Origin of the sequence: Actinoplanes cyaneus, from assembly GCF_016862095.1 — a bacterium.
Classification (GTDB): Bacteria; Actinomycetota; Actinomycetes; order Mycobacteriales; family Micromonosporaceae; genus Actinoplanes; species Actinoplanes cyaneus.
In genome coordinates this window covers 16,365-42,095 of sequence record NZ_BOMH01000005.1, presented here as the reverse complement: position 1 = coordinate 42,095, position 25,731 = coordinate 16,365, and the positions used below count along the sequence as shown (strand labels likewise).

General features: G+C 70.3%; 25 protein-coding genes. 14 read left to right on the top strand and 11 right to left on the bottom strand.

Annotation, left to right across the window (positions count from 1 at the left end):
- Nucleotides 1-43: 43 nt before the first annotated feature.
- The 5 genes from Acy02nite_RS03800 to Acy02nite_RS03780 all read left to right on the top strand — a co-directional run bounded on the left by Acy02nite_RS03800 (nt 44) and on the right by Acy02nite_RS03780 (nt 4,339).
- Nucleotides 44-1,240, top strand: a complete 1,197-nt coding sequence (locus Acy02nite_RS03800; RefSeq protein WP_203738377.1) for a PucR family transcriptional regulator — start codon at nt 44-46, stop codon at nt 1,238-1,240.
- Nucleotides 1,241-1,383: 143 nt separating this feature from the next.
- The gene (locus tag Acy02nite_RS03795; protein WP_203738376.1) at nt 1,384-2,049 is read left to right on the top strand and encodes a YqeB family protein; all 666 of its coding nucleotides are present in this window, start codon (nt 1,384-1,386) and stop codon (nt 2,047-2,049) included.
- Nucleotides 2,046-3,242 (top strand): sensor histidine kinase, encoded by a 1,197-nt coding sequence (locus Acy02nite_RS03790; protein ID WP_203738375.1) that lies wholly within the window; start codon nt 2,046-2,048, stop codon nt 3,240-3,242. Before Acy02nite_RS03795 ends, Acy02nite_RS03790 begins: the two co-directional genes overlap by 4 nt.
- Before the next feature lie 178 nt (nt 3,243-3,420).
- Nucleotides 3,421-4,143: a response regulator transcription factor gene (locus tag Acy02nite_RS03785; protein WP_203738404.1), complete on the top strand. Its 723-nt coding sequence runs from the start codon at nt 3,421-3,423 to the stop codon at nt 4,141-4,143.
- A gap of 13 nt (nt 4,144-4,156) precedes the next feature.
- A complete protein-coding gene (locus tag Acy02nite_RS03780; protein ID WP_203738374.1) occupies nt 4,157-4,339 on the top strand; it encodes a hypothetical protein in 183 nt (60 codons plus the stop codon).
- A 276-nt stretch (nt 4,340-4,615) separates the two neighbouring features.
- Here the strand turns inward: Acy02nite_RS03780 and Acy02nite_RS47595 are convergent, their stop codons facing one another.
- From Acy02nite_RS47595 to Acy02nite_RS03750, 7 genes are all read right to left on the bottom strand, one after another.
- Nucleotides 4,616-4,735 (bottom strand): MYXO-CTERM sorting domain-containing protein, encoded by a 120-nt coding sequence (locus Acy02nite_RS47595; protein WP_369009910.1) that lies wholly within the window; start codon nt 4,733-4,735, stop codon nt 4,616-4,618.
- A 124-nt stretch (nt 4,736-4,859) separates the two neighbouring features.
- A complete protein-coding gene (locus Acy02nite_RS03775) occupies nt 4,860-6,188 on the bottom strand; it encodes a pectate lyase family protein (protein WP_203738373.1) in 1,329 nt (442 codons plus the stop codon).
- 51 nt (nt 6,189-6,239) lie between these two features.
- Nucleotides 6,240-6,575 (bottom strand): cupin domain-containing protein, encoded by a 336-nt coding sequence (locus Acy02nite_RS03770; protein ID WP_203738372.1) that lies wholly within the window; start codon nt 6,573-6,575, stop codon nt 6,240-6,242.
- Nucleotides 6,553-7,650, bottom strand: coding sequence for a Gfo/Idh/MocA family protein (locus Acy02nite_RS03765; RefSeq protein WP_203738371.1), 1,098 nt, complete (start codon nt 7,648-7,650; stop codon nt 6,553-6,555). The genes Acy02nite_RS03770 and Acy02nite_RS03765 overlap by 23 nt, the downstream gene beginning before the upstream one ends.
- Nucleotides 7,647-9,101, bottom strand: coding sequence for a mannitol dehydrogenase family protein (locus Acy02nite_RS03760; protein ID WP_203738370.1), 1,455 nt, complete (start codon nt 9,099-9,101; stop codon nt 7,647-7,649). Before Acy02nite_RS03760 ends, Acy02nite_RS03765 begins: the two co-directional genes overlap by 4 nt.
- Nucleotides 9,098-10,510: a glucuronate isomerase gene (gene uxaC / locus Acy02nite_RS03755; RefSeq protein WP_203738369.1), complete on the bottom strand. Its 1,413-nt coding sequence runs from the start codon at nt 10,508-10,510 to the stop codon at nt 9,098-9,100. Before uxaC ends, Acy02nite_RS03760 begins: the two co-directional genes overlap by 4 nt.
- A 71-nt stretch (nt 10,511-10,581) precedes the next feature.
- Complete coding sequence (locus Acy02nite_RS03750) at nt 10,582-11,871, bottom strand: Gfo/Idh/MocA family protein (RefSeq protein ID WP_203738368.1); 1,290 nt, start codon at nt 11,869-11,871, stop codon at nt 10,582-10,584.
- A 210-nt stretch (nt 11,872-12,081) separates the two neighbouring features.
- On the opposite strand from Acy02nite_RS03750, the gene Acy02nite_RS03745 reads away from it, so the two are divergent.
- Genes Acy02nite_RS03745 through Acy02nite_RS03725 form a run of 5 tightly spaced genes read left to right on the top strand, consistent with a single transcriptional unit; the run spans nt 12,082 to nt 16,827 of the window.
- The gene (locus tag Acy02nite_RS03745; protein WP_203738367.1) at nt 12,082-13,107 is read left to right on the top strand and encodes a LacI family DNA-binding transcriptional regulator; all 1,026 of its coding nucleotides are present in this window, start codon (nt 12,082-12,084) and stop codon (nt 13,105-13,107) included.
- A 9-nt stretch (nt 13,108-13,116) separates the two neighbouring features.
- Entirely contained in the window at nt 13,117-14,400 is a 1,284-nt protein-coding gene (locus Acy02nite_RS03740; RefSeq protein WP_203738366.1) for an ABC transporter substrate-binding protein, read from the top strand.
- A gap of 5 nt (nt 14,401-14,405) precedes the next feature.
- Nucleotides 14,406-15,380, top strand: coding sequence for a carbohydrate ABC transporter permease (locus Acy02nite_RS03735; RefSeq protein ID WP_203738365.1), 975 nt, complete (start codon nt 14,406-14,408; stop codon nt 15,378-15,380).
- Complete coding sequence (locus Acy02nite_RS03730) at nt 15,380-16,237, top strand: carbohydrate ABC transporter permease (RefSeq protein WP_203738364.1); 858 nt, start codon at nt 15,380-15,382, stop codon at nt 16,235-16,237. The genes Acy02nite_RS03735 and Acy02nite_RS03730 overlap by 1 nt, the downstream gene beginning before the upstream one ends.
- On the top strand, nt 16,234-16,827 hold the full coding sequence (locus Acy02nite_RS03725; RefSeq protein WP_203738363.1) for a hypothetical protein: 594 nt from the start codon (nt 16,234-16,236) through the stop codon (nt 16,825-16,827). Before Acy02nite_RS03730 ends, Acy02nite_RS03725 begins: the two co-directional genes overlap by 4 nt.
- A gap of 244 nt (nt 16,828-17,071) precedes the next feature.
- Here Acy02nite_RS03725 and Acy02nite_RS03720 read toward each other — a convergent pair whose 3' ends face one another.
- Nucleotides 17,072-17,539: an Lrp/AsnC family transcriptional regulator gene (locus Acy02nite_RS03720; RefSeq protein ID WP_203738362.1), complete on the bottom strand. Its 468-nt coding sequence runs from the start codon at nt 17,537-17,539 to the stop codon at nt 17,072-17,074.
- Nucleotides 17,540-17,681: 142 nt separating this feature from the next.
- On the opposite strand from Acy02nite_RS03720, the gene ald reads away from it, so the two are divergent.
- Entirely contained in the window at nt 17,682-18,800 is a 1,119-nt protein-coding gene (ald, locus tag Acy02nite_RS03715; protein ID WP_203738361.1) for an alanine dehydrogenase, read from the top strand.
- 131 nt (nt 18,801-18,931) lie between these two features.
- On the opposite strand, the gene Acy02nite_RS03710 is transcribed toward ald, so the two are convergent.
- Both Acy02nite_RS03710 and Acy02nite_RS03705 read right to left on the bottom strand, forming a co-directional pair.
- Nucleotides 18,932-19,651 (bottom strand): hypothetical protein, encoded by a 720-nt coding sequence (locus tag Acy02nite_RS03710; RefSeq protein ID WP_203738360.1) that lies wholly within the window; start codon nt 19,649-19,651, stop codon nt 18,932-18,934.
- Between the two features lie 151 nt (nt 19,652-19,802).
- Entirely contained in the window at nt 19,803-20,525 is a 723-nt protein-coding gene (locus Acy02nite_RS03705; protein WP_203738359.1) for an NUDIX hydrolase, read from the bottom strand.
- Between the two features lie 123 nt (nt 20,526-20,648).
- Between Acy02nite_RS03705 and Acy02nite_RS03700 the strand changes: the two genes are divergently transcribed.
- Nucleotides 20,649-21,572, top strand: a complete 924-nt coding sequence (locus Acy02nite_RS03700) for a 5'-methylthioadenosine/S-adenosylhomocysteine nucleosidase family protein (protein ID WP_203738358.1) — start codon at nt 20,649-20,651, stop codon at nt 21,570-21,572.
- Nucleotides 21,569-23,545: a hypothetical protein gene (locus Acy02nite_RS03695; protein ID WP_203738357.1), complete on the top strand. Its 1,977-nt coding sequence runs from the start codon at nt 21,569-21,571 to the stop codon at nt 23,543-23,545. Before Acy02nite_RS03700 ends, Acy02nite_RS03695 begins: the two co-directional genes overlap by 4 nt.
- Before the next feature lie 86 nt (nt 23,546-23,631).
- Here the strand turns inward: Acy02nite_RS03695 and Acy02nite_RS03690 are convergent, their stop codons facing one another.
- On the bottom strand, nt 23,632-24,345 hold the full coding sequence (locus Acy02nite_RS03690; protein ID WP_203738356.1) for a DUF1963 domain-containing protein: 714 nt from the start codon (nt 24,343-24,345) through the stop codon (nt 23,632-23,634).
- A gap of 360 nt (nt 24,346-24,705) precedes the next feature.
- On the opposite strand from Acy02nite_RS03690, the gene Acy02nite_RS03685 reads away from it, so the two are divergent.
- Nucleotides 24,706-25,521, top strand: coding sequence for a hypothetical protein (locus tag Acy02nite_RS03685; protein WP_203738355.1), 816 nt, complete (start codon nt 24,706-24,708; stop codon nt 25,519-25,521).
- The last annotated feature ends 210 nt before the right edge of the window (nt 25,522-25,731 follow it).

Sequence of the window (25,731 nt, the reverse complement as noted above, 5' to 3'; positions counted from 1 at the left end):
TCGGCGGAGACAAGCGCCGGACCTGAAACCTGGGGAGCCCTGTGTGATCGAGCCCTTGCGTGACGTCCGGTCGTACCAGTTGCCGGACGATCTCGTCCATCCACTGCGGCAGGGGCTGGCCGAGGTCTCCGTGCAGACCATCGCGGCCATCACCGAGGAGGTGCCGGCCTACGCCGAGGCGTTCGCCGGAGTGCTCGGCCACAAGATCGAGCGTGCGGTGCAGGCCGCGCTCGGCACCTTCCTGAGCCTGGTGGCCCGCTCCAGCGGCGACCCGGGCACCCCGCTGGCGTCGGCGCTGGAGGGAGCGTACGCGCTGGGCCGCGGCGAGGCACGGTCGGGCCGCAGCCTCGACGCGCTGCTCTCGGCGTACCGGGTCGGCGCCCGGGTCGCCTGGCGGGAGCTCGCGGCGATCAGCGTCCGCTGCGGGCAACCGGCCGCGACCATCGCGGACTTCGCCGAACTGGTCTTCGCCTACATCGACGAGCTGTCCGCGGCGAGCGTCGCCGGGCACGCCGACGAGCTGGCCACCACCGGCCGGCTCCGGCTGCGCCACCTGCAACAACTCGCCCAGGCGCTGGTCGCGGGGGAGCCGGTGCACGTGCTGCAGGCCGCCGCCGAGCGCGCCGAGTGGACGCCGCCGCAGACCCTCACCGCCATCCTGCTGCCGGAACGCTCGGCGCGCTCGCTGATCGACCTGCTCGACCCCCGGACGCTGCCGCTCGCCGGCGCGCTGCCGGACCTGCCGGAGACCGCGGTCCTGCTCGTGCCGGACCCGCAGGGCGCCTCCCGCCCGCATCTGACCCGGCTGCTGACCGGCCACAACGCGGTGATCGGCCCGGCCCGGCCCTGGCTGCGGGCACAGGACTCGGTCGAGCGTGCCGTCCGCGTGCACCAGCTGCACACGCCCGTGGGCAACACGGTGGTCGACACCGAGGACCACCTGGCGGAGCTGGTCGTCTCGGCGGACCCGGTCGCCCTGGCCGACCTGCGCGAGCAGGCCCTCGCGCCGCTCGCCGGGGAACGCGGGACCGCGGCGGCGAAACTCGTCGAGACACTGCGCAGCTGGTTGCTGCACCACGGGCGGCGCGAGGACGTGGCGGCGGAGCTGTTCGTGCACCCGCAGACGGTGCGGTACCGGATGGCGCGGCTGCGGGAGTTGTACGGGGAGAAGCTGAAGGATCCGCAGTGGGTGCTCGCGCTGACCATCGCGCTTGCGGTGCCGGTTCCCGAGACGTCGTGACACGTCCTGACACGTCCGCCGGGGGCCGGTTCCCGAGACGTCCTGACGCGCCCGTGCGGAGCCGGCCGGAGTCGTATACCAAAGTTCGGCGTCCCCTACTTTCGGCCGGTGGCAAGGCATCCGGGGCCGGTTAGCGTCGGGGCATGAACAGGGAGCTCGACTTCACGCCGGTGGACCGCGTGCTGGTGGCGGCCGGGCCGGCTGCGGCCGGGCTGCTGCTCGCGGCGGTGCTGCCGATCGCCGCGCGGTGGCTGCTCGGGCTGCACATCGTGTTGCCGTTCCGGGCGATCGTCCGGGTCATCGGGGCGATCGACCGGCCGTGGGAGCTGGCGATCGAGGCGGCGGTCCTGGTCCTGGCCGGGCTGTTCGTCACCGTCGTGCTCTTCGAGCGGCTCGTCGTCGTCACGGTCGACCCGGTGCAGGCACGGCTCGGCGAGACGGTGATCCCGCGCAACGACGTGGCGGCGCTCTATCCGGAGGGGGACTCGCTGGTCGTTCTCGACCGGGAGTCCCGGCAGGCGGCTCGGTGCATGACCCGGGCGCGGCGCGGGGCGCTCGCCGAGGCGTTCCAGCAGTTCGGCTATCCGTGGCGCGACACCGATCCGTACGCGAATCTCTACCAGCCCTGGAATTCCGCCGCGGACTCCCTCCCGCCGGCCGTCGACGCGGTGCTCGCGGCCCGGGCCGTCGCGGTGCGCAAGAAGGCCGCCAAGGAGGCCGGGGAGCTGCGGGCGACGCTGGAGAAACTGGGATACGCGGTCCGCGACGACGGCGGCAAGCAGTTCTGGCGTCCCCTGGTGCGCTCGTGAGCCGGGTCGAGCGGGCGCTGGCGGCGTCCGGCGAGCGGGTCTTCGACCTGGTGGCGATCGGGGCGTCCGGGTTCGCCGCGCTGGTGATCGCGGGCGAGGCCGAGTCCTCCGGGCGGATCAGCGGGGACGCGACGTTCGTCAACCTGGTCCTCGCGGCGCTGGCGACGCTGGCGCTGTGGTGGCGGCGCTCGCACCCGGTCGCGGTCGCCGCGCTGTTCGTGCCGGTCCTGGTCGTGACCGACTTCGTCGGCCTGGCCAGCCTGGTCGCGCTCTACACCCTGATCGTCCGGCGCCGCGGCCGGGTGATCCCGGTGATGCTGGCGCTGCACCTGCTGGCCGCGGTCGCCTACAGCGTGATCCGGCCCGACCCGGCCCTGGCGCCGCCGGTCGAGTTCCTGTTCACGCTGGCGTTCCTCACCGCGACCGTCGCCATCGCGGTCGCGATGCGCGCCCGGCGGGATCTGGTCGAGGTGCTGCGGGAGCGCGCGGCGCGGGCGGAGGAGGAGACGAGGATCCGTGCCGAGCGGCTGCGCGCCCTGGAACGCGAGCGGATCGCGCGCGAGATGCACGACGCGCTCGCCCACCGGATCTCCATGGTCAGCCTGCACGCCGGCGCCCTGGTGATCCGTCCCGACCTCACGCCGGAAGAGGTGGCGAAGGCGGCGACGACCATCCGGGACAGCGCACACCAGGCGCTGGAGGATCTGCGCGAGATCCTCGGTGTGCTGCGCGTGGGGGACAGCGACGGTCTGCGCCCCCAGCCGGGGATCGAGCGGCTGGACGAGCTGGTCGAGGACGCGCGGGCCGCCGGTGTGCCGGTGGAATGGGCCAACGACCTGGGGGACTCCGTGACCGGGGCGGGACTGGGGCGCACCGTCTACCGCCTGGTTCAGGAAGGCCTGACAAATGCCGGAAAACACGCTTGTGGTACGCAGGTCCGCCTCGTCCTGTCCCGCACCCGCGACGACCTGCTGCACGTGCTGGTCGCGAATCCGTTGTCCCCGGCGAACAACGGTGGCGTGCCGGTCGGGAGCCTGCCGGGCGCCGTGCCCCCCGGGGCCGGCGCGGGGCTGGTCGGTCTCGCCGAGCGGGTGGAGCTGGCCGGTGGCCGCTTCGAGCACGGCATCCGCCGCGACCCGGACGGCGTGCTGACGTTCCGGCTGGAGGCGTGGCTGCCATGGCCGGAGTGCTGAGCCGGGTGGTGTGGTGGTCGCCGTTGCGCGCGGCGCCGAGCCGGGTGGTGTGGCGGCCGCCGTTGCGCGTGGCGCTGAGCCGGGTGGCGTGGCGGTCGCCGTGGTCGGTGACGCCGCGCGGGGTGGTGTGGCGGTTACCGTGGTGGACCATGTCGGGCGGAGCGGTGGGGCGGTTACCGTGTCCGGCGTGATCCGGGTGCTGATCGCGGACGATGATCCGCTGGTGCGGGTGGGGCTCGGGCTGGTGCTCGGGGCCGGGCAGGACCTGACGATCGTCGGCGAGGCCGGGGACGGCGCCGAGGCGGTCGAGCTGACCCGGCGGCTGCGGCCCGACGTGGTGCTGATGGACATCCGGATGCCACGGATGGACGGGCTCGCCGCCACCCGGGAGATCCGGCGTGCCGGGCCGGAGCCGGCAGTGATCGTGCTGACCACCTTCGACACCGACGAGCACCTGCTCGGGGCGTTGCGGCTCGGGGCGAACGGGTTCCTGCTCAAGGACATCGCGCCGGCGTCGATCCTGGACGCGGTGCGGCGCGCGGCGGCCGGCGAGTCGATCCTCGCGCCGTCGGTGCTGCCACGGCTGATCGGCTACGCGGTCGGCCGGGACGAGAAGGCGTCGCGGTCACCCGGTGGCGGCGGGGCGAAAGGATCCGACGCGGCAGGGCGGGCCGGCGGGGATGACGTGGCACGGCGGGCGCGGGCCGCTCTGGAACGGCTCAGCGAACGCGAGCGTGAGGTTGCCGAGGCCGTGGCGACCGGCGGCTCGAACGCGGAGATCAGCGCCGAGCTGCACATGAGCGTGGCGACCGTGAAGGCGTATGTGTCCCGGCTGCTGGAGAAGCTCGGCTGCGCCAACCGGGTGCAGGTCGCGATCCTGGTGCACGAGTCCCGGCGATGACACGATGGAGGACATGGAGAACGAGCCGATGACGGCCGAGGAGGCCGAGCTTTCCCGGGTCGAACGGTTCGGCGCGCTGCCGCCGCGCGTCCGGCCGGACGACATGGTCGAGCTCGCCGAGACACGCAGCGCGCAGGGCCGGCCGGTGTCCGCGCTGAACGAGGACGAGCAGGCGATCCGTTACGCCGCAGGCTGATCGCGCGGCGCGCAGCTGGGTGCGGGCGTGTGGGCGATCCGTTACGCCGCAGGCTGACCGGTGTGATCGGGCCGGTGCCGACCCGGGGCAGGGTGCAGCCCACGCCCGGCAGTTGGCGCTCACAGTTGCATCAACGCCCACCCCCGCCAGCTCCAGCACTCACCCCCGCATCCCGGCTGGCGCTCATGGTCGGAACAACGCCCGGAAACAACCCTCAGCACCAGCCGAAGCCCGGCGGCTGGCGCTCACGGTTGGAACAACGCCCCAAAACAACCATCAGCACCAGCCGGGGCGGCGGCGCAGCGGGGCGGCGGCAGCGGCACCGGCAGCGGCGGCGAGTGCGGGTTCTTCGATCGGGTCGGGCGGCGGCGCGGGGGTGGCCCGGCACCGGGGAATGGTCGCGGGCCGCGAGGCGGGCGTGGCTTCTGCGTGGGTGGGCCCTTATCGGCGTACCGGAAAAGAAAGCGGAAGAGGACCGCCCGCGCCGCGGCAGACAGGCGGTCCTTTCCGTGGGAATGCGTCAGGCGAGGCTGAGGCGGCCGGCGCCGGATTGCGCGTCGACGACGGCCGGGACCTGGGCGGTCGGGGTTAGCGGGCCGGGCCGCAGCGTCGGCGTCCAGCCGGCGTCGGTGCCCAGGTCGGGGTCGTGGGTGGCGTTGAACTCGTCGAGCAGGCTGACCGGTGTGATCGGGCCGGTGCCGACCCGGGTCAGGGTGCCTTTCTCGGTCATCGCCGTGCCGCCCCAGTTGTAGACGACCGCGTCGAGCGGAATGTCGGCGCTACGCAGGAAGAAATTGTTCTCCGCGTAGATCGCCGAATAGACGCCGGCGCCCCAGGAGTACTGATAGGCGTCCTCGTCGGTCTCGTAGTAGTAGTTGTCGTAGACGTCGACCTGGCCGAACCGCACCCGCGGCGCGCGCTGGCCGACATTGGCGAACTTGTTGTGGTGAATCGTCACCCGCAGCTTTCCGACGTCCGCGCCGACCGTGTTGGTGGAGCCGATCAGCATCGTCTTGTCGTGTTCCTGGAAGACGTTGTAGGAGATCGTCACCAGGTCGGAGGCGCGGATGACGTCGAGCGCGCCGTCGTGCACCTGATAGGGGCGGCCGAAGTACTCCGGCTGCAGCGAGTCCACATTGTTGCCGTCGCTGAACGTGTTGTGGTCGGCCCAGACGTGCGTGGCGCCGGTCAGCGTGATCAGGTCGTAGGCGGAATTCCAGTTACCGGCCGCGCCGTCGGTCGGATCCCACAGCGGGAAACAGTCGGCGGCGTCCTCCAGGCGCAGATTGCGGATGATGACGTTGTCGGCGCCGGAGACGAGCAGATTGAGGCCGACGAGGCGGGCGTTCGCCAGTCCGAGAATGGTCGTGTTGGACGGCACTTTGAGCTGGACGTCGAGCGCCTGGTTCTTGGCCGACCGGACCCGGGCGTCCTCCAGCGGACCGGCGGGTTTGGTGGTGACGCCCTGGTAGGCGGCGAGGAACGCGTCGAGCGAGTACTCCGGGTCGGCGTAGGACGCGCAGTCACCGTTGGGCCGGAGAGTGCCCGCGACCAGCACGATCCTGGGCGCGGTGCCGGTCGCGGCGAGCGCGGTGGCGAACTCGTCACGGGTCCGCACGACGTAGACGCGATCGTCCGTGGCGGCCGATCCGCCGGTGGTCCCGGCGGCCCATCCGTCATTGACGGGGAGCACGTCCCGGGCGATAGCGGGGACTTTCGCGGCGGCGGAAGCGGAAACGGTGGCGGCGGAAGCGGTGGCGGCGGAGGCGGGAATGGCGGAGGCGGGAATGGTGGTGACGCCGGCGAGGAGAAGGCCGGACGTCACCGCGAGAGCGGTTCTTCGAAGCATCGTCACTCCAGAAGCGACATCAGCGGAATCAGCGGAATCAGCGGATTGAGGTCAGGAAACGGGCTCCAGATGCATCCATACGAAGATCAGCGGCTCGTCACCCCGGCTGATCAGGTGGTGGTCCTCGCCCGGTTCGAAGAGCACCGCCTCGCCCGCCCGGAACTTCTCCACCTCGTTCCCGTCGACCTCGATCGCGCCGTTTCCCTGCACGATCACGAAGATCTCGGGAACGGTGTGGACGTGCCGCCCGGGTTCGTCGTGGGTGCGGAAGTTCGGCTCGGCGTAGACCCGGAATCCGCCCTTCTGCACGACGTGCCCGGGCAGCACGCTGGTGAAAGTCGGCCCGCGGTGGTGTGCTTCGAGTTCAGCGATGCTCAGCTTGCGCATGGGTTGCTCCTTCCTGCGATGACAGCGACACCCGATGCGGGGGAACCGCCCACGGAATGTCGCTTTCGGACGGCAGGAGGCCGGTGGCGGCGACCTGCCGGACGAGCTGATCGATACCGGGCAGGGTCATCCCGCCACCGTCGGGGTGCGGGGTCGTCACCGGGATCCGCGCCGGCGGCGGTGACGCGACGATCGCCGCGGCGACGGCGGTGAACGTCCGGGTCCGTTCGAGCGGCGCTATGAGCGGTCCGCCGCTCAGCAGGTTGCCGAGAAGGCCGATCCGACCGGGGATCTCGGTGTATTCGGGGTTGCCGGGCAGCCGCACCCGATCCGTCGGGTACTCCAGCACCGCGTCCCCGGCCCGGATCTCCCCCGGGACGAAGACCGCCGACGCCAGCGACACCGCCGCCACCACGCGCCGCCCGGCGGAATCGGTCAGCCGCAGGAACGTACAGTCATCGGTCTGGATGTCCCGGGTCCGGTACCGCTCGATCTCCATCCGGGAGGGCTCGAACCCGTCGGCGACGGCGAGCGCCTGCATCAGGGCGTGCGCGAACGGGTTGACCAGCGCCCCGTCGAACGCCGCCTGTTTCCCGGCCCACGGCGCCCGCCGGTAGTAGGTGTCCGGCCGCCACCAGGCCCCGGCCGCCGAGACCAGCGCCGCGCCGGGACCGACCGCCGTGCGGAAGGCCGCGAGCGCCGCCGAGCCGAGCGCCTGGAAGCCGACCTGGACGCGGCGGCCGCTCTCCGCGATCGCCGCCGCCAGTCGCGCATGCTCGGCGAGGGTGGTGACCGGCGGTTTCTCCAGCAGCAGGTCCGCGCCGGCGGCGAGGCAGTCCAGCGCGAGCGGCAGGTGGGTGTGCGGCGGCGTGCAGATGATCACGGCGTCCGGCCGGGTCGCGGCGAGCATCGCCCGATGGTCGTCGAAGAACGGGACCCCGGGTTCGGGCTCGACCGGGTTGCGATCGCACAGCGCCGCGATCTCCAGGACCCCACGACCGGCAAGATCCTTGAGCGTACGGCGATGGGACGCCCCGTGCCCCCCGGCGCCGATCAGCGCAACCCGCGCCGTCATCGTCCCGCCGCGGCGATCGTCGCAGCCGCTCCGTGCCGCGCGAGCTCTCCCGACCAACGGACCAACTCCGTCCGCAGTTCGGCGTCGCCGGCCAGCGAGGTGGGGAACACCTCGGAGAGCCCGAGCAGCGCGTCGACCAGCCCTTCCGGCGTGTCCGGAGCCTCGCGGAGAACAGCCCTGATCCGCCCGGCGAGCGGGTCGTCGAGCGGCAGCGCCGACCCGTCGTCCGCGTAGCCCCGGGCGAAGCGCATCCATCCGGCGAGCACCAGCGCGCCCCACACCGGCACGTCACCGTCGCGGCGCCGGTCGGCGATCGTCCCGAGCAGCCGGTGCGGCAGCTTCTGCGTGCCGTCCATGGCCACCTGATGCGTACGATGGCCCAGCTCGTGGTTGGCGAATCGGTCCAGCGCCGTCTCGCCGTACTCGAGGACGGTCACGCCCGGCGGCGGAGTGATCGACGGCGCGATGTCGTCGGCGAGGAACCGCCGCAGGAAGCCGCCCATCCCGGGCAGCTCCAGCGCCTCCGAGATCATCTCCCGGCCGGCCAGCGCGCCGAGGTACGCGCAGGCGGAGTGCACCGAGTTCAGCGCCCGCAGCTTGAGCATCTCCCACGGCGCGACGTCGGTCGTCATGATCGCCCCGGCGGCCGCCCAGTCCGGTCGCCCGCCCGGGAAGCGGTCCTCGATCACCCACTGGTGGAACGGCTCGGCCACGACCGGCACGCTGTCGGACGCGCCGAGCGCCACGGCCGCGCGCCGGACATGCGCCGCGCTGGTGGCGGGCACGATCCGGTCCACCATGGTGGCCGGGAACTCCACGCCGTCCGGCAGTGATCCGCCGGCCACCTCCAGGGCCTGTTCGACCATGCCGCGGATCCGCGGGCCGTTGTTCTGCAGGTTGTCGCAGCACAGCACGGTCAGCGGCGCGCGGCGGGTGAGCAACGCCCGGGCCAGCAGCGCGGGCACACTGGTCGGCGGCGCGTCCCCGGTCAGCTGGGCCCGTAGCTCGTCGTCGAGCAGCAGTTTCCCGTCCGGTCCCATCCGGTACGCCTTCTCGGTGACGGTCAGCGACACGATCCGGATCCCGGGGTCGGCGATCGCGGCGAGGACGCCGTACGGGTCACCGGCCGCGTGGCCCAGGCCGGACAGGATGCCGATCGCGCGGGCGTGGTCCCCGCCGGCACCGCCGACCGTGAGCACGCTGTAGAGCCGGTCCTGGGCGCGGAGCTTGTCGAGGACGTCGCGGGAGCGCGGCGCGACGCCGACGATCCCCCAGTCCCCGCCGGCCGCGGCGACCGCCGCCTCGGTGTAGACGGCCTGGTGGGCGCGGTGGAAGGCGCCGAGCCCGAGGTGCAGGATGCCGGGCCGGACGTCGCCGGGCCGGACCGCGGGACGGTTCTCGGGCGCGAGCCCGGCAAGGGCGGCCAGTCCCAGGGTGGTCGTCACGGTCATGCCGGCCCGTCCAGCCGGAAGACCTTCTTGGGCAGGTGGTACGCCAGGTCGGCGATGGTCTCGGCGGCCTCGTCGAGCGGCAGCCGGTCCTCGGCGACGAGCCGGGCGAGGAAGCCGGCGTCGATCCGGCGGGCCACGTCGTGCCGGGCCGGGATGGAGCAGAACGCCCGGGTGTCGTCGACGAAGCCGGCCGTGTTGTAGAACCCGGCCGTCTCGGTCACCGTCTCGCGGAATCGCCGCAGGCCTTCCGGGCTGTCCAGGAACCACCACGGCGCGCCGAGGTAGAGGGCGGCGTAGCCACCGGCGAGCGGGGCCAGCTCGCGGGTGAACGCGGTCTCGTCGAGCGTGTAGAGCACGATCCGCAGGCGCGGGTCGTCGCCGTACCGGTCGAGCAGCGGGCGCAGGGCCTGGACGTACTCGGTCGCCGAGGGGATGTCGCCGCCGACGTCGCGCCCGTGCCGCGCGTGCAGCGCCCGGTTGTGGTTGCGCACCGACCCCGGGTGCAGCTGCATGACCAGGCCGTCCTCCAGGGACATCCGGGCGAACTCGACGAGCATGTGAGCCCGGAACGTCTCGGCGTCGCGCGCGTCGGTCCCCCCGCCGAGACCCTTGCGGTAGAGGACGGCGGCCTCGGCCTCGGTCAGATCCGCGGTGGCGGCGGTCGGGTGGCCGTGGTCGGAGCTGGTGGCGCCGGCCGCGACGAACAGCTCGCGGCGGGCCCGCAGAGCGGCGAGGAATCCGGGGTACGTGCCCACGTCCTGCCCGGTGAGCTCGCCGAGCGCCGCGACGCGGTCGGCCCAGCCGGCCCACTCGAAGTCGACCAGGTTGTCCGGGCGGAACGTGGTGATCACCCGCCCGCCGGGGCCGCCCCACCCGTCGGCGGCGAGTTTCGCGTGCACCGCGAGGTCGTCGATCGGGCTCTCGGTGGTGGCGAGGACCTCGATGTTGAACCGGGTGAACAGCGCCCGCGGCCGGTACTCCGGCTCGGCCAGCCGGGCGGAGACCTCGTCGTAGATCTCGTCGGCGGTGTCCGCGCCGAAACGCTTCTCGATGCCGAACACGTCGGCGAAGACCTTCTCGGTCCACAGCCGGGACGGCGTGCCGCGGAACAGGTGCCAGTTCGCCGCGAGCAGCCGCCAGATGGCGCGCCCGTCGGTCTCCACCTCGCTGCCGTCGACGCTCGGCACGCCCAGCCGCGCGGGCGGGATGCCCTGGCTGGCCAGCATCCGGGTCACGTAGTGGTCGGGCACCACGAACAGCCGGGCCGGGTCCGGGAACGGTTCGTCGTTCGCCAGCAGCGCCGGGTCGACGTGCCCGTGCGGGCTGATGATCGGTAGATCACGGGCGTGGGCGTAGAGCTCACGCGCGATCTCGCGCTGAGTCGCCTCAGCAGGGAACAGCTGGTTCACTCGATCTCCTCGGGATCAGGGGCCGGGTCGGCGGATCACGCGGGGCTGCGGAGGGGGCCCCGTTCGATCCGTCAATCCAACTCCAGGAGGTCTTGCACGCGGACGGCCTGTCCGGATGCCAGGCTTTCGTTGGCGGCCAGGCCGGTGAGCAGGGCACGGGCGCCGTCCACGGCGTTCGCGGTACGCCCGAGCGGGTCGACGGGCGCGTCCGGCCGGAGCAGGTCGGCGAGCATGCGCACGTCAGCTCCACCGTGCCCCTGCCGGGAGTACCCGTCCACCTCGATCTCACGCGGCGGCGCCCAGAACGGCCGGATCAGCAGTCTCCGCCAGCCCTGCTCGGCGTTCGAGAGGGAGCCGGGCTCGCCCTTCACCCCGGCCGCGGCGGAGGGCGCGACGTGGTCGGTCTCGACGACCTCCAGTTCGAGGCGGCCCCGGCTGCCGTTGAACATCACCCGGTAGCCCTCCCACGGCGCGTACGCCGTGAGGTGGTAGCTCATCGACGCGCCACGGGCGTACTTCACCAGCACGGCCATGTCGTCCTCGATGGTCACGCCGGGCGCGAAGACGTTGCGGTCGCGCAGGTAGCCGTCGTGCTCCTCGGCCTCCAGGTAGAGCTCGCGCATCGTCGGCTCGTCGGCCATCCGCAGCGCGAACGGGTCGCCCTCGGCCGCGGCCGCGCCGTGCGCGCGCTCGTAGTCCCGGGCGTAGCCGTGCCGCCGTCCCTGCTCGCCGTAGAAGAACAGCCGCCCGGCCGCGAAGACGGTCTCGGGAGCGTCGTCCAGCCACCAGTTGACCAGGTCGAAGTGGTGGCCGGCCTTGTGCACGAGCAGGCCGCCGGAGTTCTCCTTCTCGCGGTGCCACCGCCGGAAGTAGTCGGCGCCGTGCCGCACGTCGAGCAGCCACTCGAAGTGCACCGAGCCGATCTCGCCGATCTCCTGGAGCTCGCGCTTGACCGCCTCGTGCAGAGGGTTGTAGCGGTAGTTGAAGGTGACCCGGACCTTGCGGCCGGTCCGGCGCGACGTCTCCAGGATCCGCCGGCACGAGGCCACGTCCGTGGTCATCGGCTTCTCGGTGATCGCGTCGCAGCCGGCTTCCATGGCCGCGACCAGGTACTTCTCGTGATACCTGTCCACCGTGGTGACCAGCACGACGTCGACGCGCTCGCGCTGCAGCATCTCGGTGAAGTCGGCAGCGTCGTACACGGGAATGTCGAGATCGAAGCGTTTCTTGTAGACCGCCGGCCGCGCCGGGTTGGTGTCGGCGAGGGCCACCAGCTGCGCGACGTCGGCGTGGTCACTGGTGAGCGCCCGGATGAACATCCCGGCCCGGGAGCCGGCCCCCACGAGGGCGAAGCGAGTCAAGACGCCTCCATTCGGCAAACGTTTGCAACAGATTAGGGAGCAGATGACGATCCAAGTCAATGCGTGGCCCAGGAATGTCCAGTTTTGCGGTATCTACGTCATGCCTCGGCAACAGAAGTGACATCGAAGGGCGTTGACACGACAGCAACCGTTTGCATTAATGGCTCCACCAGAGAGAGCCGGATCACATTCCGAGACGGGGGAGGCAGAGTGGCTGTGACCATCCGGGACGTCGCCAAGGCGTCCGGAGTGCACATCTCCACGGTCTCGCGCACCTTCTCGGCGCCGCACCTGGTCAACCCCGAGACTCGCACGCGGGTGCTGGCCACCGCGGAAGAACTGGGCTACCGCCCGAACCGGGCCGCCCGGGCGCTCATCACCGGACGGACCCACAACATCGGCCTGATCGTGGCCGACATCGCCAACCCCTTCTTCCCGCCCATGATCAAGGCGGCCGAGACCCATGCGCGGCGGCGGGACTACCACGTCTTCGTCGCCGACACCGACGAGGACCCGGTTGTGGAGACCGACCTCGTCCGGGCCCTGGCCAAGCAGGTCGACGGGATTCTGCTCTGCAGTCCCCGGATGAGCGACGACCAGATCGAGCAGGTGCGCCGCGAGGTGCCGCTGGTCGTTGTGAACCGGTTGATCGACGGGCTCCCGGCGGTGGTGATGGACGTCGGCACGGGCGCACGCTCGGCCGTCCGCCATCTCCTCGACCTGGGCCACCGCCACCTGCTCTACCTGTCCGGTCCGCGCGGGTCGTGGACCAACCGGGAGATCCGCAAGGCCGCCGGGGCAGCAGCCCGGGCCGGCGGCGCGGAGTTCACCGTCCTCGGTCCGCACGTGCCGGTCTCCCAGGCCGGCGCGGACGCGACCGGGGCGGTGCTCGCCACCGGCGCCACCGCGGTGCTCGCCTACAACGACCTGATGGCCATCGGCCTGCTCCAGGCGTTGCAGGACCGCGGGGTCGCCGTCCCCGAGCAGATCAGCGTCGTCGGTTTCGACGACATCGCGACCAGCGCGCTGGTCCGCCCGACCCTCACCACCGTGGCGAACCCGACCGCGGCCGCCGGGCGCGCCGCCGTCGACATGCTGCTCCAGCAGGGCGACGACGGCGCCACCGGGCAGGTCACGCTCCGGACCGATCTGGTCATCCGTAACTCCACCGGGCCCGGGCCGTACGCCCCGGCCGGCGCGACCACAGAACAGGTCGCCGTATACGCCAAGGAGTGACCCATCCTCATGACCGCACCCCGAATGTTGTTGCGCGGCCTGATGGCCGCCGCTCTTGTCCTGCCACTGGCCCTCGCGGGCTGCGGCGGTGACGACGACTCCAGCGCCGGCGGGAAGACCGAGCTCACCTTCTTCTGGTGGGGTGGCGAGGCCCGGGCCAAGCTGACCCAGCAGGCGCTCGACCTTTACACCTCCAAGCACCCGGACGTCACGTTCAAGACGACGTGGCAGGCCAACCAGGGTTACTTCGACAAGCTGGCGACGCTGACCGCCGGCTCGGACGCGCCGGACATCTTCCAGATCGACGACAACTACCTCGCGGAGTACGCGACCCGCAACGTCACCGAGGACCTCACCAAGTACAAGGACTCGGGCAAGCTCGACGTCACGAAGTTCCCCGAGAGCCTCTGGAAGTACGGCGTCGTCAACGACAAGCTGGCCGGCCTCGCGTTCGGCGAGAACACCCAGGGCCTGGTCTTCAACAAGACCAAGCTGGAGGCCGCCAAGCAGGAGCTGCCGAAGACCGGCATGAGCTGGGGCGACCTGATCACCTGGGCGCAGAAGGCCGGGACCGCCACCAAGATCCCGGGCACGATGGATCCGAGCGCCGACTACAAGGCGTTCTGGGTGTGGCTGCGGCAGAACGGCAAGCAGTTCTACAACGGCAGCCAGCTGGGCTTCACCAAGGACGACGTGCAGAAGTGGTTCGAGCTGTGGAAGGGTGCCCGCGACGCGAAGGCCACCCCGACCGCGGACGTGATCCACGAGGGCAACGCCACCGACATCACTAAGCAGACAGTGGTCACCGGCAAGGCGCTCACCTCGTGGGTGTGGGCCAACCAGATGCCGGACATCCAGAAGAACACCAAGGACGAGCTCGGCGTGGTCGCCTACCCCGGTGACCCGTCCGCGCAGTGGGCCCGCGCCTCGATGTACTTCTCGGTCTACCGCGGCGGCAAGCACAAGGACGCCGCCGTCGACGTGATCAACTTCCTGGCCAACGACCCGGAGGCCGGCAAGATCCTCGGCACCGACCGTGGCCTGCCGTCCAACCTGGACATCCGTACGCAGGTCGCGGCGACGACCACCGACCCGGCGATGAAGGCCTCCATCGCACTCGAGGACGAGCTGCTCAAGAAGTTCGGCCCGTCGCCGAGCGTCCCGCCGAAGGGCCACAGCAAGGTCAAGACCGAGCTGATCAAGGCCGCCGAGGCAGCCCAGTTCGCCACCCTCACGCCGGACAAGGCCGCCGAGCAGTTCTTCAGCGCCGCCCAGGCCGCGGTCTCCGGGTGAGCAGTATGTCCGTCACCACCCGGCCGGCCCAACCCCGGCCGCAGTCCGGTCCCGCCGCTCACCAGCGGCGGGGCCGGCCCGCCCGGCACCGCGACGACGGGCGCGCCGGATACCTCTTCCTCTCCCCGTGGCTGCTCGGGCTCGCGCTGGTCACCGCGATCCCGATGCTGGTGTCGCTCTACCTGAGCTTCACGAACTACGACATCCTCAGCGAGTGGTCCGACATCAAGTGGGTCGGGCTGGCGAACTACCGCACGATGTTCACCGACGACCCGGCCTTCTGGCACGCGGTCAAGGTGACGCTGGTGTTCGCACTGATCGCGACGCCGCTCAAGCTGGGCGCGGCGCTCGGCGTGGCGCTGCTGCTGAACAAGTCGTTCCGCGGCGCCGGGGTCTTCCGCGGCCTGTTCTACCTGCCGTCGCTGCTGGGCGGCAGCGTCGCCGTCGCGATGATCTGGCGCAGCATCTTCGACCGGACGGGCGCGCTCAACGCGTTCCTCGGCTGGTTCGGCATCGAGGGCAAGGCCTGGGTCAACGACCCGTCGACCGCGCTCGGCACACTGATCCTGCTGGCCATCTGGCAGTTCGGCGCTCCGATGGTGATCTTCCTGGCCGGCCTCAAGCAGGTGCCGACCGAGCTCTACGAGGCGGCCGAGGTGGACGGCGCGGGCGCGTTCCGCAAGTTCCTCAGCGTCACCCTGCCGATGCTCTCCCCGGTCATCTTCTTCAACCTGGTGCTCGAGACGATCCACGGCTTCCAGGGCTTCACCTCGGCGTTCGTGCTCTCCGGCGGCACCGGCGGCCCGGTCGACTCGACCCTGATGTACACGCTGCAGCTCTACCTCAAGGGCTTCGGCCAATTCGAGATGGGCTACGCCTCGGCGATGGCCTGGGTCTTCCTGCTCACCATCGGCCTGGTCACCGCGGTGCTGTTCCGCACCGGCCGGTTCTGGGTCCACTACTCGGACGGAGACGACTGATGGTCAGCGTGACCGCCGGCCGCAGGCCGTTCATCACCCCGCGCGCCGTGATCCTGGTGCTGCTCACCGCACTCGTGCTCTATCCACTGGCGTGGATGCTGGGCAGCTCGTTCAAGGCGCCCGAGGAGATCCTCAACAACGTCTCGGTGCTGCCCGACACGTGGACCCCGGCCAACTATCCGGACGGCTGGAGCCACTTCGACGTCGCGTTCGGCCGCTTCTTCCTGAACAGTTTCATGGTGGCGACGCTGACCGTCGTCGCGAACTGCACGTCGTGCCTGCTCGCGGCGTACGCGTTCGCCCGCCTGCGCTTCCGGATGCGCGGCTTCTGGTTCGCCATCATGATCGGGACGCTGCTGCTCCCCAGTCACGTGCTGATCGTGCCGCAGTTCGTCATGTTCCGCTCGTTCGGCTGGGTCGGCGGCCCGTGGCCGTACCTCCCGCTGATCGTGCCCCATCTGCTGGCCACCGACGCGTTCTTCGTCTTCCTGATGGTCCAGTTCATGCGCGGCATTCCGCGCGAGCTCGACGACGCCGCGAAGATCGACGGCTGCAGCGCCTACTCGATCTTCCGTTACGTGGTGCTGCCACTCTCCCGGCCCGCACTGGTATCGACGGCGATCTTCTCCTTCATCTGGACCTGGAACGATTTCTTCCGCCAGCTGGTCTACCTTTCCGACCTGGAGAAATACACTGCGCCGGTCGCGTTGACCCTCTTCATCGACTCGACCGGGCAGTCAGCGGTCGGCCCGATGTTCGCCATGTCGGTGCTGTCCCTGGCGCCGGTGTTCCTGTTCTTCGTCGCCTTCCAGCGGTTGCTGGTCGAAGGCATCAACACGACGGGCCTGAAGGGATGACGATTCCGCGGACGGAGTGGCCCGCGGAGGAGGCGCCCCCGGCGCGTGCGGACTGGCGTGACCGACTGGCCCTCGCCACCGACCTGGCCCTGATCGGCATCGGCACGACCGTCCTCGCCCTGCCGGTGATCACCGCCCCCGCGGCGCTGGTCGCCGGCTCGGCGGCGGTCCGCGGCCGCTACCTCGACGGCCGGATCCCGTCCTGGCGCCCGCTGCTGCGGATCTACCGTCGCGGCCTCCTGCCCGGGCTCGCCGTCCTGCTGATCGTTGCCGCGCTGATCCTGGACCTGGCCGCCGTCCGCGGCGGCCGGGTTCCCGGCGGCACGCCCCTCTTCGCGCTCACCACGGCCGTCACGGTTTGGCTGTCCGGCGTGGCGGCCGTGACCGTGGCCGCCCTGGGCCGCACCCCGGACCTCCCGTGGCGCGAGGCCGCCCGCTGGGCCTGGAACCAGCCGAGATGCGCCGCGGCCCTGGCGGTCACCAACCTCCTCGCGATCTTCCTGGCTCTGGTCGTCCCGGCGACGGTGCCGCTGGTGATCGGCTTCCACCTCTTCGCGACCCACATGCTGACCGACCGCCTCAGCCGCTGATCGAACGCTTCAGCCGCTGATCGAAGGTGACGACGGTCACTGCGGACAACGCCGGTGACCGTCGCGACCACTTGGTGGGTGACCCCACACCACCGAGCAGCGACGAGGACCGGTGCGCATCCCTTCAGCTCCCCGCCCGCAACGGCCCTACCCACCACGGCCCCCACGGCGGCCGCCCCCGCCGCCCCGGCGACCGCCCACCCCCTGACCGTCTCCGGCGGGGCCGGCACCACCGGCGAAGCCTTCAGCTGCCGCGGCGGTGCTCGAAGATCAGGTAGGTCTCGGTGCCGGCGATGAGGCGCGTGCCGCTCAGGCGCTCGGTGATGACCGAGCGGAGGTCGTCGACGTCGGCCGCCGCAACGTGCAGCAGGAAGTCGTAGTTGCCGGAGACGAAGAAGACGTCGCGGACGGCCGGGATGCCGGCCAGCGACTCCGCGAACTTGCCGATCGCGTCGCGCGCGTCGGAGCGGATCCGCACGGCGATCATCGCCTGGATGGGCCGGCCGATCCAGGCGGGGTCGACATCGGCATGAAAGCCGCGGATGGCGCCGAGCTCACGTAACCGGCGGATCCGGGTCAGACACGTCGACGGCGCGATGCCGACGCGCTCGGCCAGGGCGTTGTTCGGCATGCGCCCGTCGGCGCGGAGCAGGCTCAGCAGCTCCAGATCGACGTGATCCAGACCTCGAACATCCTTCGGCAGATCCGTCATGAGGCACCGTTCAGTCGAAGCAAATGCATCAACAGGCAACTGGGCAGAATCTTGTTCGCCCCACTTGCCCGCTCACTGCACATCGTTTCACTCTAACCGCATCAGGCGTGATCCCCATGACGCCGGGCGAGAGGACATCCCCATGCACATCGGTGTGCCGACAGAGGTCAAGAACCACGAGTACCGGGTGGCGATCACGCCCGCGGGTGTGGTGGAGGCCGTCCGTCACGGGCACGAGGTCCTCGTGCAGGCCGGCGCGGGGACCGGCTCGGCGATCAGCGACGACGACTACGTGGCGGCCGGCGCCCGGATCCTGCCCGACGCTGACGCCGTCTGGGACGCCGCCGACATGATCCTCAAGGTTAAGGAGCCGATCGCCGAGGAGTACCACCGGCTGCGCGCCGGGCAGGTGCTCTTCACCTACCTGCACCTGGCCGCCGACGCCGAGGGCACGAAGGCGCTGCTGCACAGCGGGACGACCGCCATCGCGTACGAGACGGTGCAGCTCGCCGACGGCTCCCTGCCGCTGCTGGCCCCGATGTCCGAGGTCGCCGGCCGGCTCGCCCCGCAGGTCGGCGCGTACAGCCTGATGCGCAACAGCGGCGGCCGCGGCGTCCTCCCGGGTGGCGTGCCCGGCGTCGCCCCCGCCAAGATCACGGTGATCGGTGGCGGCGTGTCCGGCGTGAACGCGGCGACCATCGCGCTGGGGCTCGGCGCCGAGGTGACCGTTCTTGATCTGAGCATCCCGCGGCTGCGGCAGATCGACGCCCAGTTCGGCGGGCGGATCAAGACCCTGGTCTCCAGCTCGTACGCAATCGAGCAGTCCGTCCTCGAGGCCGACATGGTCATCGGCGCGGTGCTGGTGCCCGGCGCGAAGGCCCCGACCCTGGTCAGCAACGCGCTGGTCAAGCGGATGAAGCCGGGCTCGGTGCTGGTCGACATCGCGATCGACCAGGGCGGCTGCTTCGAGGACTCGCACCCCACGACCCACCAGGACCCGGTCTACCAGGTGCACGGCTCGGTCTTCTACTGCGTGGCGAACATGCCGGGCGCGGTGCCGAACACGTCGACGTACGCGTTGACGAACGCCACCCTGCCGTACGTGCTGCGCCTCGCCGACCTGGGCTGGAAGGACGCGCTGCGGGCCGACCCGGCGCTCGCGTCCGGCCTCAACGTGCACGCCGGCACGCTCACCAACGACCTCGTCGGCTCAGCGCTGGGCCTCCCCACCGAGTCCGTCAGCTCGGTTCTCGCGGCCTGATCCGACCTCCCCGCGCGCCCTCCGTCATCGCTCACCGATGGAGGGCGCGCCCCCTTTGATCAGAGGGCGCGCCCCGATCCGATCGATCAGCGGCCGGTGGGCGAGTCGGCGGCGCACTCCGGTCCGGCCGGTCACTGGATGGGCAGGCAGTCCTTCGCAGTCACGGCGTTACGGTTGGTCCGGGCGAACTGGCCGCCGCTGTACTTGTACTGGTAGGTCAGCTTCAGGTCGGGGCACGCGGCCGGGGCCATCTTGCTCCTGCCGTACGCGGTGATGGTGAGCACCCGGTCGCTGACCTTCAGGGACTGGACCGCCGGGACGTCGGTCGGGCCGAGGTCGCCGAGCAGGGTGCCGATCCGCTTCGGCTTCTCGCCGCCGGCGGCCCCGTCGAAGATCTCCACCGTGCTCGGCCAGTACGACGTGATCGCGGTGCAGCTACGCGCCACCAGGACGTCGGCCACACCGTCGCCGGTCAGGTCACCGGTGGCCATCTTCTGGACCTCGACCTCCTGCTCCTTGTTGGGGCAGGGCTTGAGCGCGCCGAACCAGTTGCCGCCGTCGCCGGGGTCGCCGACCGGGGCGGGCTTCGCGGTCTTCACCGGGACCGTGGCCGGCTTCGACGTCGCGGGCGCGCCACCCGGCGTCCCGGTGGACACGCCGGCCGGTGCCTCGCTGGGTGCGCCACCAGGCGCCACGGCGGACGCGCCGGCCGACGCCTCGGCGGGTGCCCCGGCGGTCGCGGAGGTCGCTGCTCCCGGAGCGGCGGGGGCCGCGACCGGCTTGTCGCCGCACCCGCCGGCGAGCAGGGCGAACGCGGCGGCACCGGCGAAAACAACGATTCTGGTACGCATGATGGCAGTCCCCGTGAGTCTGTCGCGGCCGTCCGTCGCGGTCCGTCTGCACAGGACTCTATGAAGGATCAGGAGACGCTACGTCACGCCTTCGTGCCACACCGTCGCGTGCCCCGCCGCGTGGCGGCACCCGCTCTGTGGCGGCGTCGGACTACCGATCGACGGAGATGGCTTCCAGCTCCGGCCCGCCGTTGCTGCGCAGAATGGGCGGATTCAGCGTTTGCTGATCACCGCGTCGATAGAGGGCTGCGGGCCGGCCTAGCTGCGGAATGCGTTTCTGGCCGGTGGCCTCGATGAATCCGGCGGTGTTGAGAACCTTGCGGCTGAAGTTTCGCGGGTCGAGGGGCTGATCCCAAACGACCTCGTAGACCTTACGCAGGTCTCCGACGGTGAAGGTCGGTCCGCAGAACGCTGTCGCCAGCGTCGTGAACTCCAGCCGGGTCCGGGCGCGCTCGACGGCATCACGCAGGATGTCATCGTGATCGAAGGCCAGCCGACTTTGGGCTTTCGAGATCGGAACCCACAGCGCTGAGGCGGCGTCCGATCCGGCCTCCGGGGCCGGCAGGTCCGGCGCGATGGTGAGGTAGGCGACGCTGACGACACGTCCCCTGGGGTCACGATCAGGACGTCCATAAGTGGCAAGTTGTTCGAGGTGCATGTCCCGGCCGTCGAGGCCGGTCTCTTCTCTCAGTTCCCGTACGGCGGCGGCGCGCAGGTCCTCGCCGGCACGCAAGAAGCCGCCAGGCAGTGCCAGGGAACCGAGGAACGGTTCCTTCCCTCTGGTGATGACCAACACGTGGAGGGCGTTGTTCCGCACCGTGAGAATCGCGAGGTCGACCGCGAGTCGCAGCATGGCGTGATCCCGCGCAGTCATACTCGCAGCATAGCGATTAGTGTCTGATTGACACAAACTCATGCCATGTGTCGGAATGCCCACCCCGGTGGGTTTGCTGGCCGAACACTTACTGTGTCTTTGACACTAAGTTAGCTTGAGCCCATGAATGAGCATCGATGGAAGCCGTCGCCCATCATCCTCCTGACCGCACTCGACCTGGAATACGAGGCTGTCCGTGCTCGGCTCACCGACATCCGGCGTACGCCTCGCGTCGCGGGCACCCGGTTCGAGGCCGGCTCTCTGCCCGGAGGCGTGGGCGACGCCATCATCGTCCTCACCGGAATGGGTAACCACTCGTCGGCAGTGATCGCGGAACGTGCCATCAGTACCTTCGAACCTGCGGCGATCCTGCTCGTCGGAGTCGCAGGCCGACTGAAAGCGAGCCTTGACCTGGGCGACATCGTGGTTGCGACGCACGTGTACGGCTACCACGGTGCTGCCGCCCGAGCCGGCGGGTTGAAGTCACGTCCCCGGGTCTGGGACATCGATCACGGCATCGAGCAGGCCGCTCACCAACTGCGCCGTCAATACGATCGAGAACGAGCCGCGCGTCCCGCAGCGGATTCCCCGCAAGTGCATTTCGGCCCGATAGCCTCTGGCGAGGTCCTGCACGACGCACCGGCGTCGGATCCGCTGTCCTGGATCAAGGAACACTACGAGGACGCGATCGCCATCGAGATGGAGGCCGCGGGTTTCGCGAAGGCGGGACAACTCAACGCTGTGCCGGGAGCGGTGATCCGGGCAATCAGCGACGCAGCCGATGGGACCAAAGCACAGACTGACGGTGACTACTGGCAGGACCGCGCCATTCGGACCGCCGCGGCCTTTGCCGTCACGCTGGCTGCCGATCTGGCTGTCGACCATGCTTCGGAGACGGCGGCAGCGATCACCGATTCGAGCGGGATTCAGGTGAAGACACGTGGTGGAAGCCACGGCGCGGTGGCCGGGATCATCCACGGCGGTGTGCACAACTCCCACCTGGGCTCTGCGGCGGCCCGACGTGCCGAGGAGCCGGGGCAACCGTGAGCCAGGCTCCCGTCGACGCGAAGGTTCGCACTGAAGGCGGCAGCCACGGCGCGGTGGCCGACACCATTCATGGCGGCGTCCACAACAACTACTACGAGCTTCCGCCCCCGGAAGCCTCCCTCGAAGAGAAGCTGGAGTCCGCGCTCCGGTTTCTGAGATCCGGTCAGCCGACGACCGCCAGGAGGCTGTTGGACGAGGTCATCGCGGAGGACCGGGATTCGGGAGAGATCTGCTTCCACTGGCTGCTTGCCTTCTTCGGTGGCCGGACATTCTGGGAGCTTTCCGAGGAGGAGTCCGAGCGGGTGATGACCGAGCTCAAGCGGATCGTCGAACTGCCTCGAAGTAGGTGGTCCGCCGGAATCGGCGTCATCCAGCGGCTTGTGCTCGCCGGCCGGTCAAGGCCCGACGAGCCATTCGAGGGAACCGGCATCGAGGCTGACCTCAACAGTTTGCCGACTGATCTCAGCGCGGCGATCCGAACGCACCTGGAACGCCTTATCCAAGGCTCGCTCAAGGACGAGCTGTGGCACCGGGACGTCCAGGAGGCGCAAGCCAATCAGAAGGCGGGAAATCGGCGCACCCGGGTCTGGAAGTTCTTCGAGCCCGACCCTCGGCCGCCGCGAATCTGCCCGGTGCGCGGGTTCGTCGCCTCACCGGTGGTCAGGGCCTCAGCGGGAATCTCCACCACCGTGGTGATCGTTGCGTCGGGAACTCTCGGCTGGCTCGTCGCGCAGCGCGGTGACGTCTCCGCGACGGTAGCCCTGGTGGGCCTAGTGGTAACCGTCGGGATCGCCCTCAGGCTCGGAGTGGAATGGCGGTTCCGCGACGAGGCGCTACGGGCGAGCGAGCGGGAACGCCGCGCTGTCCGCTTCAGCTATGACGCGTTGCGCCCGGGCGGCTTCGCTGATCAGGTCGACCGCCTGTATCGCAGCTACGTCCGGCGCTTCGCACCGTCGGATGACCGGGAGCGCAGGGCCTGGCTCGATGCCACCGAGATTCCATTGTCCCGGCTCCGCAACGATCTGGTGGAGGCATACCGGGAGCGGGAGGTCGGTGCCGACGAGATCAAATGGCTTGTCCGTTTTCAGGTCAGGGATATGCGAATCCGTTGGACGAGAGGCGAGGAACTCGATCCGCGGCCGGGTGTACCAGCACGGCTCAGGCTGGCCGCCGGAGCAGACGCGGTCCTGTCGCTGATCGCCCTGGCATGGGTTACGCAATCCGCCCTGAGACAGGATGTTCTTCGTGCCACCGGCGCGGTTCTCGTCCTCGCGCTCGCTGGAGCGGTGGCGTTCATGCTCGGACTCCGGATTCTGGCGGACCACAAGCATGTTCGTGTCAGAAGAATCGATCGTGAGCGGCGGCTGGAGCAGTACAACGCCGAGTACCGACGCTGGCTGCAACGGCTGGCCGATCGGCCGACCGACACGCAAATGGCGCAATGGCTCGACTGCGATCGTCGCCTGCTGCTGAACCGGGCTATCGAGGAATACCGGCTGAAGTGGAGCGACATCCAGGCATATGCGTCGCTGGAGGCGCGAGGACGGAGCAGCCGGAAAGCGCGGGTCAAGAATGGGCCGTGGCGTTACACGCGATATCGATTGCTGGTCTTTCTTCTCACTTCGGACGGTGTTCGGCAACTGACCACTGAGCTGGACTTCGAGGACGCGAAATTCCTGCGCTGGGAACGGACCAACTACCGGTACGACGCCGTCGCAGCCGTTCAGGTGTCGGTGCGTGATGACGAGGCCAGCGAGTTCCATCTACACCTCGTCAACGGCGCCGACATCGAGGTGGCGGTGACCGAGAACGGCCGTCCGGGCGTGGACGAAGATCCTCGGGTGCTGGCTGATGCCGTCCAGGACGCTACCGGGCTGCGGCACGCGCTGTTCGTCCTCGAAGGTATCGCCGCCGAGGGGCGACGCTGGTGGAAGGGTGCTGCATATCGCCGCGGCGCTGGCTCGCGAACATGACCGGCGGGTGGCGCTGTGGGCGGTGTGGGAATGGGGGAGTGATCAAGTGGCGGTGGTCGGTGGGCCGGGGCGTACAGGGAAGGGAGTCAGGCGACCTCGTAGGAGCGGCGGACGTTGGTGGTGCGGCCGGCTCGCAGGTCGGCGTCGGTGATCCAGAACGTCACGCTCACCACTTCGCCCCACTGCGTGCCCTCCTCGGCCTCCACCTGGAGCAACGGGCGATGGCCGGTGACTTCGGGGCCCTGCTTGTCGTGGTGGCCGAGCAGGCGGTGGCGCGGGGCGGGCAGGAGTGGGGCGATGTCCTCCCACAGGTCGATCAGGTCGCGGGTCGGGAGGCCCAGCGTGTCGACGGCGGCGTCCTGCCAGCTGGGCAGCGCGGCGAGTGGGGTGGGCGCCAGGGGGAGCGGCGGGATCGTGCGGCGGTGGGCCGGCAGCGTGGCGACCGGGGCGTTGGCCACGTGCAGGACCCGGCACGCGTCGTCACCCTCCGTTCCCGAGTACGGCGCGGCGAAGTCCTCGTCGTGGAAGAACAACAGCCGGCCCTCGTCGGTGAACGGCCACGCGCCGCCGAGCAGCTCGGCCGCTTCGGCGCAGTCGATCTGGGCCAGCATCAGCATGGGGGTGCCCTGGTAGAGGGGCCAGTCGAACGCTGCCACTGAGGGGTCGCCGCCGAACGCGCTCCAGCCCTCGTCGGCCAGGACGTAGCCGACGGACGGGCGGGCCATGTCCAGGTAAGCCGTCGCGGTCTCCGGGCTGAGACGGGTGCGGACGAGCGCGCGGACCTCGGCAGGGAGATTCATGGTCGCCGAGTCTGACACAGAGTCACCGGGGACGTGGCTGTGCCGGTGGTCACGGCCACCGCGATGGCGGTGGGCACGGCTACCGCGATGGCGGTAGGCGCGGGCACCGTGATGGCGGTGGCGCCGGGGCGGCCCGGTGCCGGGCGGGCGTCGCGGATGCGGTGGCGGGCGGCGCTCGTGAGGTTGCCCGGGGGTCCACATCCGTACCAGAGGAGGGGATTCGCAGTTGAAAGTGGAGGCGATAAGTCGCGCCTTAAGACCGCAGTCCCATGATCCTTAAGTTTTCCTTTAGTTCGATCCGGCTTGGGAGCGTTCCCGTAAGGACGGGTTGAGAACGTGATCCGAGCAGGAGGAAGCACAATGAAGCGCTACCGGAGTAACGCGGGCGGATCCAACGTCCGGCGCTGGCGGGTCGCCGGCATCGTCGGCGTCGCGGTCGTTCTGGCCGGTGTCGGGCTCGGCGTGGCGAACGCGGCGACCTCGGAGGCCGTGCCCACCGTGAACTGCCCGCAGGTCGCGCCGCAGTTGCCGGCCGTCCCGGCCTCGGCCAAGGCCGAGGTGGAGCGCAACCTGGCGCTGCTGAACACCCAGATCCAGGAGGCGAACAAGCGCCTCGCCACGAGCGTCGGTCAGGGTGGCCCGAACTTCATCCAGAACGCGATCCTCGGCCCGCTGAAGGACAAGCGCGCGTCGACGATCGACCGGATCGCGATCTCGATCGGGCGGACCGCGGCCAAACCGAACCTGCCGGTCGACTCGCTCGCCACCTGCGGCCTGAACCAGAACGGCGGCGGCAACGCGGCGCCGGAGCCGGCCGCGGTGACGGCGGCCCCGGCCGCGAACGCCGGATCGAACGGCTCGACCGGAGCGGCCACCGGCGTCCCGACCGTGAACTGCCCGAACGTGAGCGGCGCGCTGCCGGCCGTCCCGGCGTCGGCCAAGGCCGAGATCGAGCGGAACCTGGCCCTGCTCAACACCCAGATCCAGGAGGCCAACAAGCGTCTGGCCAGCACCGTGGGCCAGGGTGGCGCCAACTTCATCCAGAACGCGATCCTCGGCCCGCTGAAGGACAAGCGCTTCTCGACGATCAACCGGATGGAGACCGCCATCGGCCGGGCCGCCGCGAAGCCGGACCTGAACGCCGAGGGACTGTCCACCTGCGCGCTCCAGAAGTAACGCATCTGTAGGGAAGGGGCCCTTCGGGGCCCCTTTTTGCGTGTGCGGGCGGGGGTGAACGCAGGTGCGCTGACGGGTGACGCCGGTGCTCGCCGCTCGTCGCGTGGGGGAGCATGCGGATAGCTGTCGGATAGCACTGTGGTCGCGTGGCTTTCGCGTACGACCCCGGATACGTGATAGAAATCCGCGTTCGCAAGAATGCCCCGACGA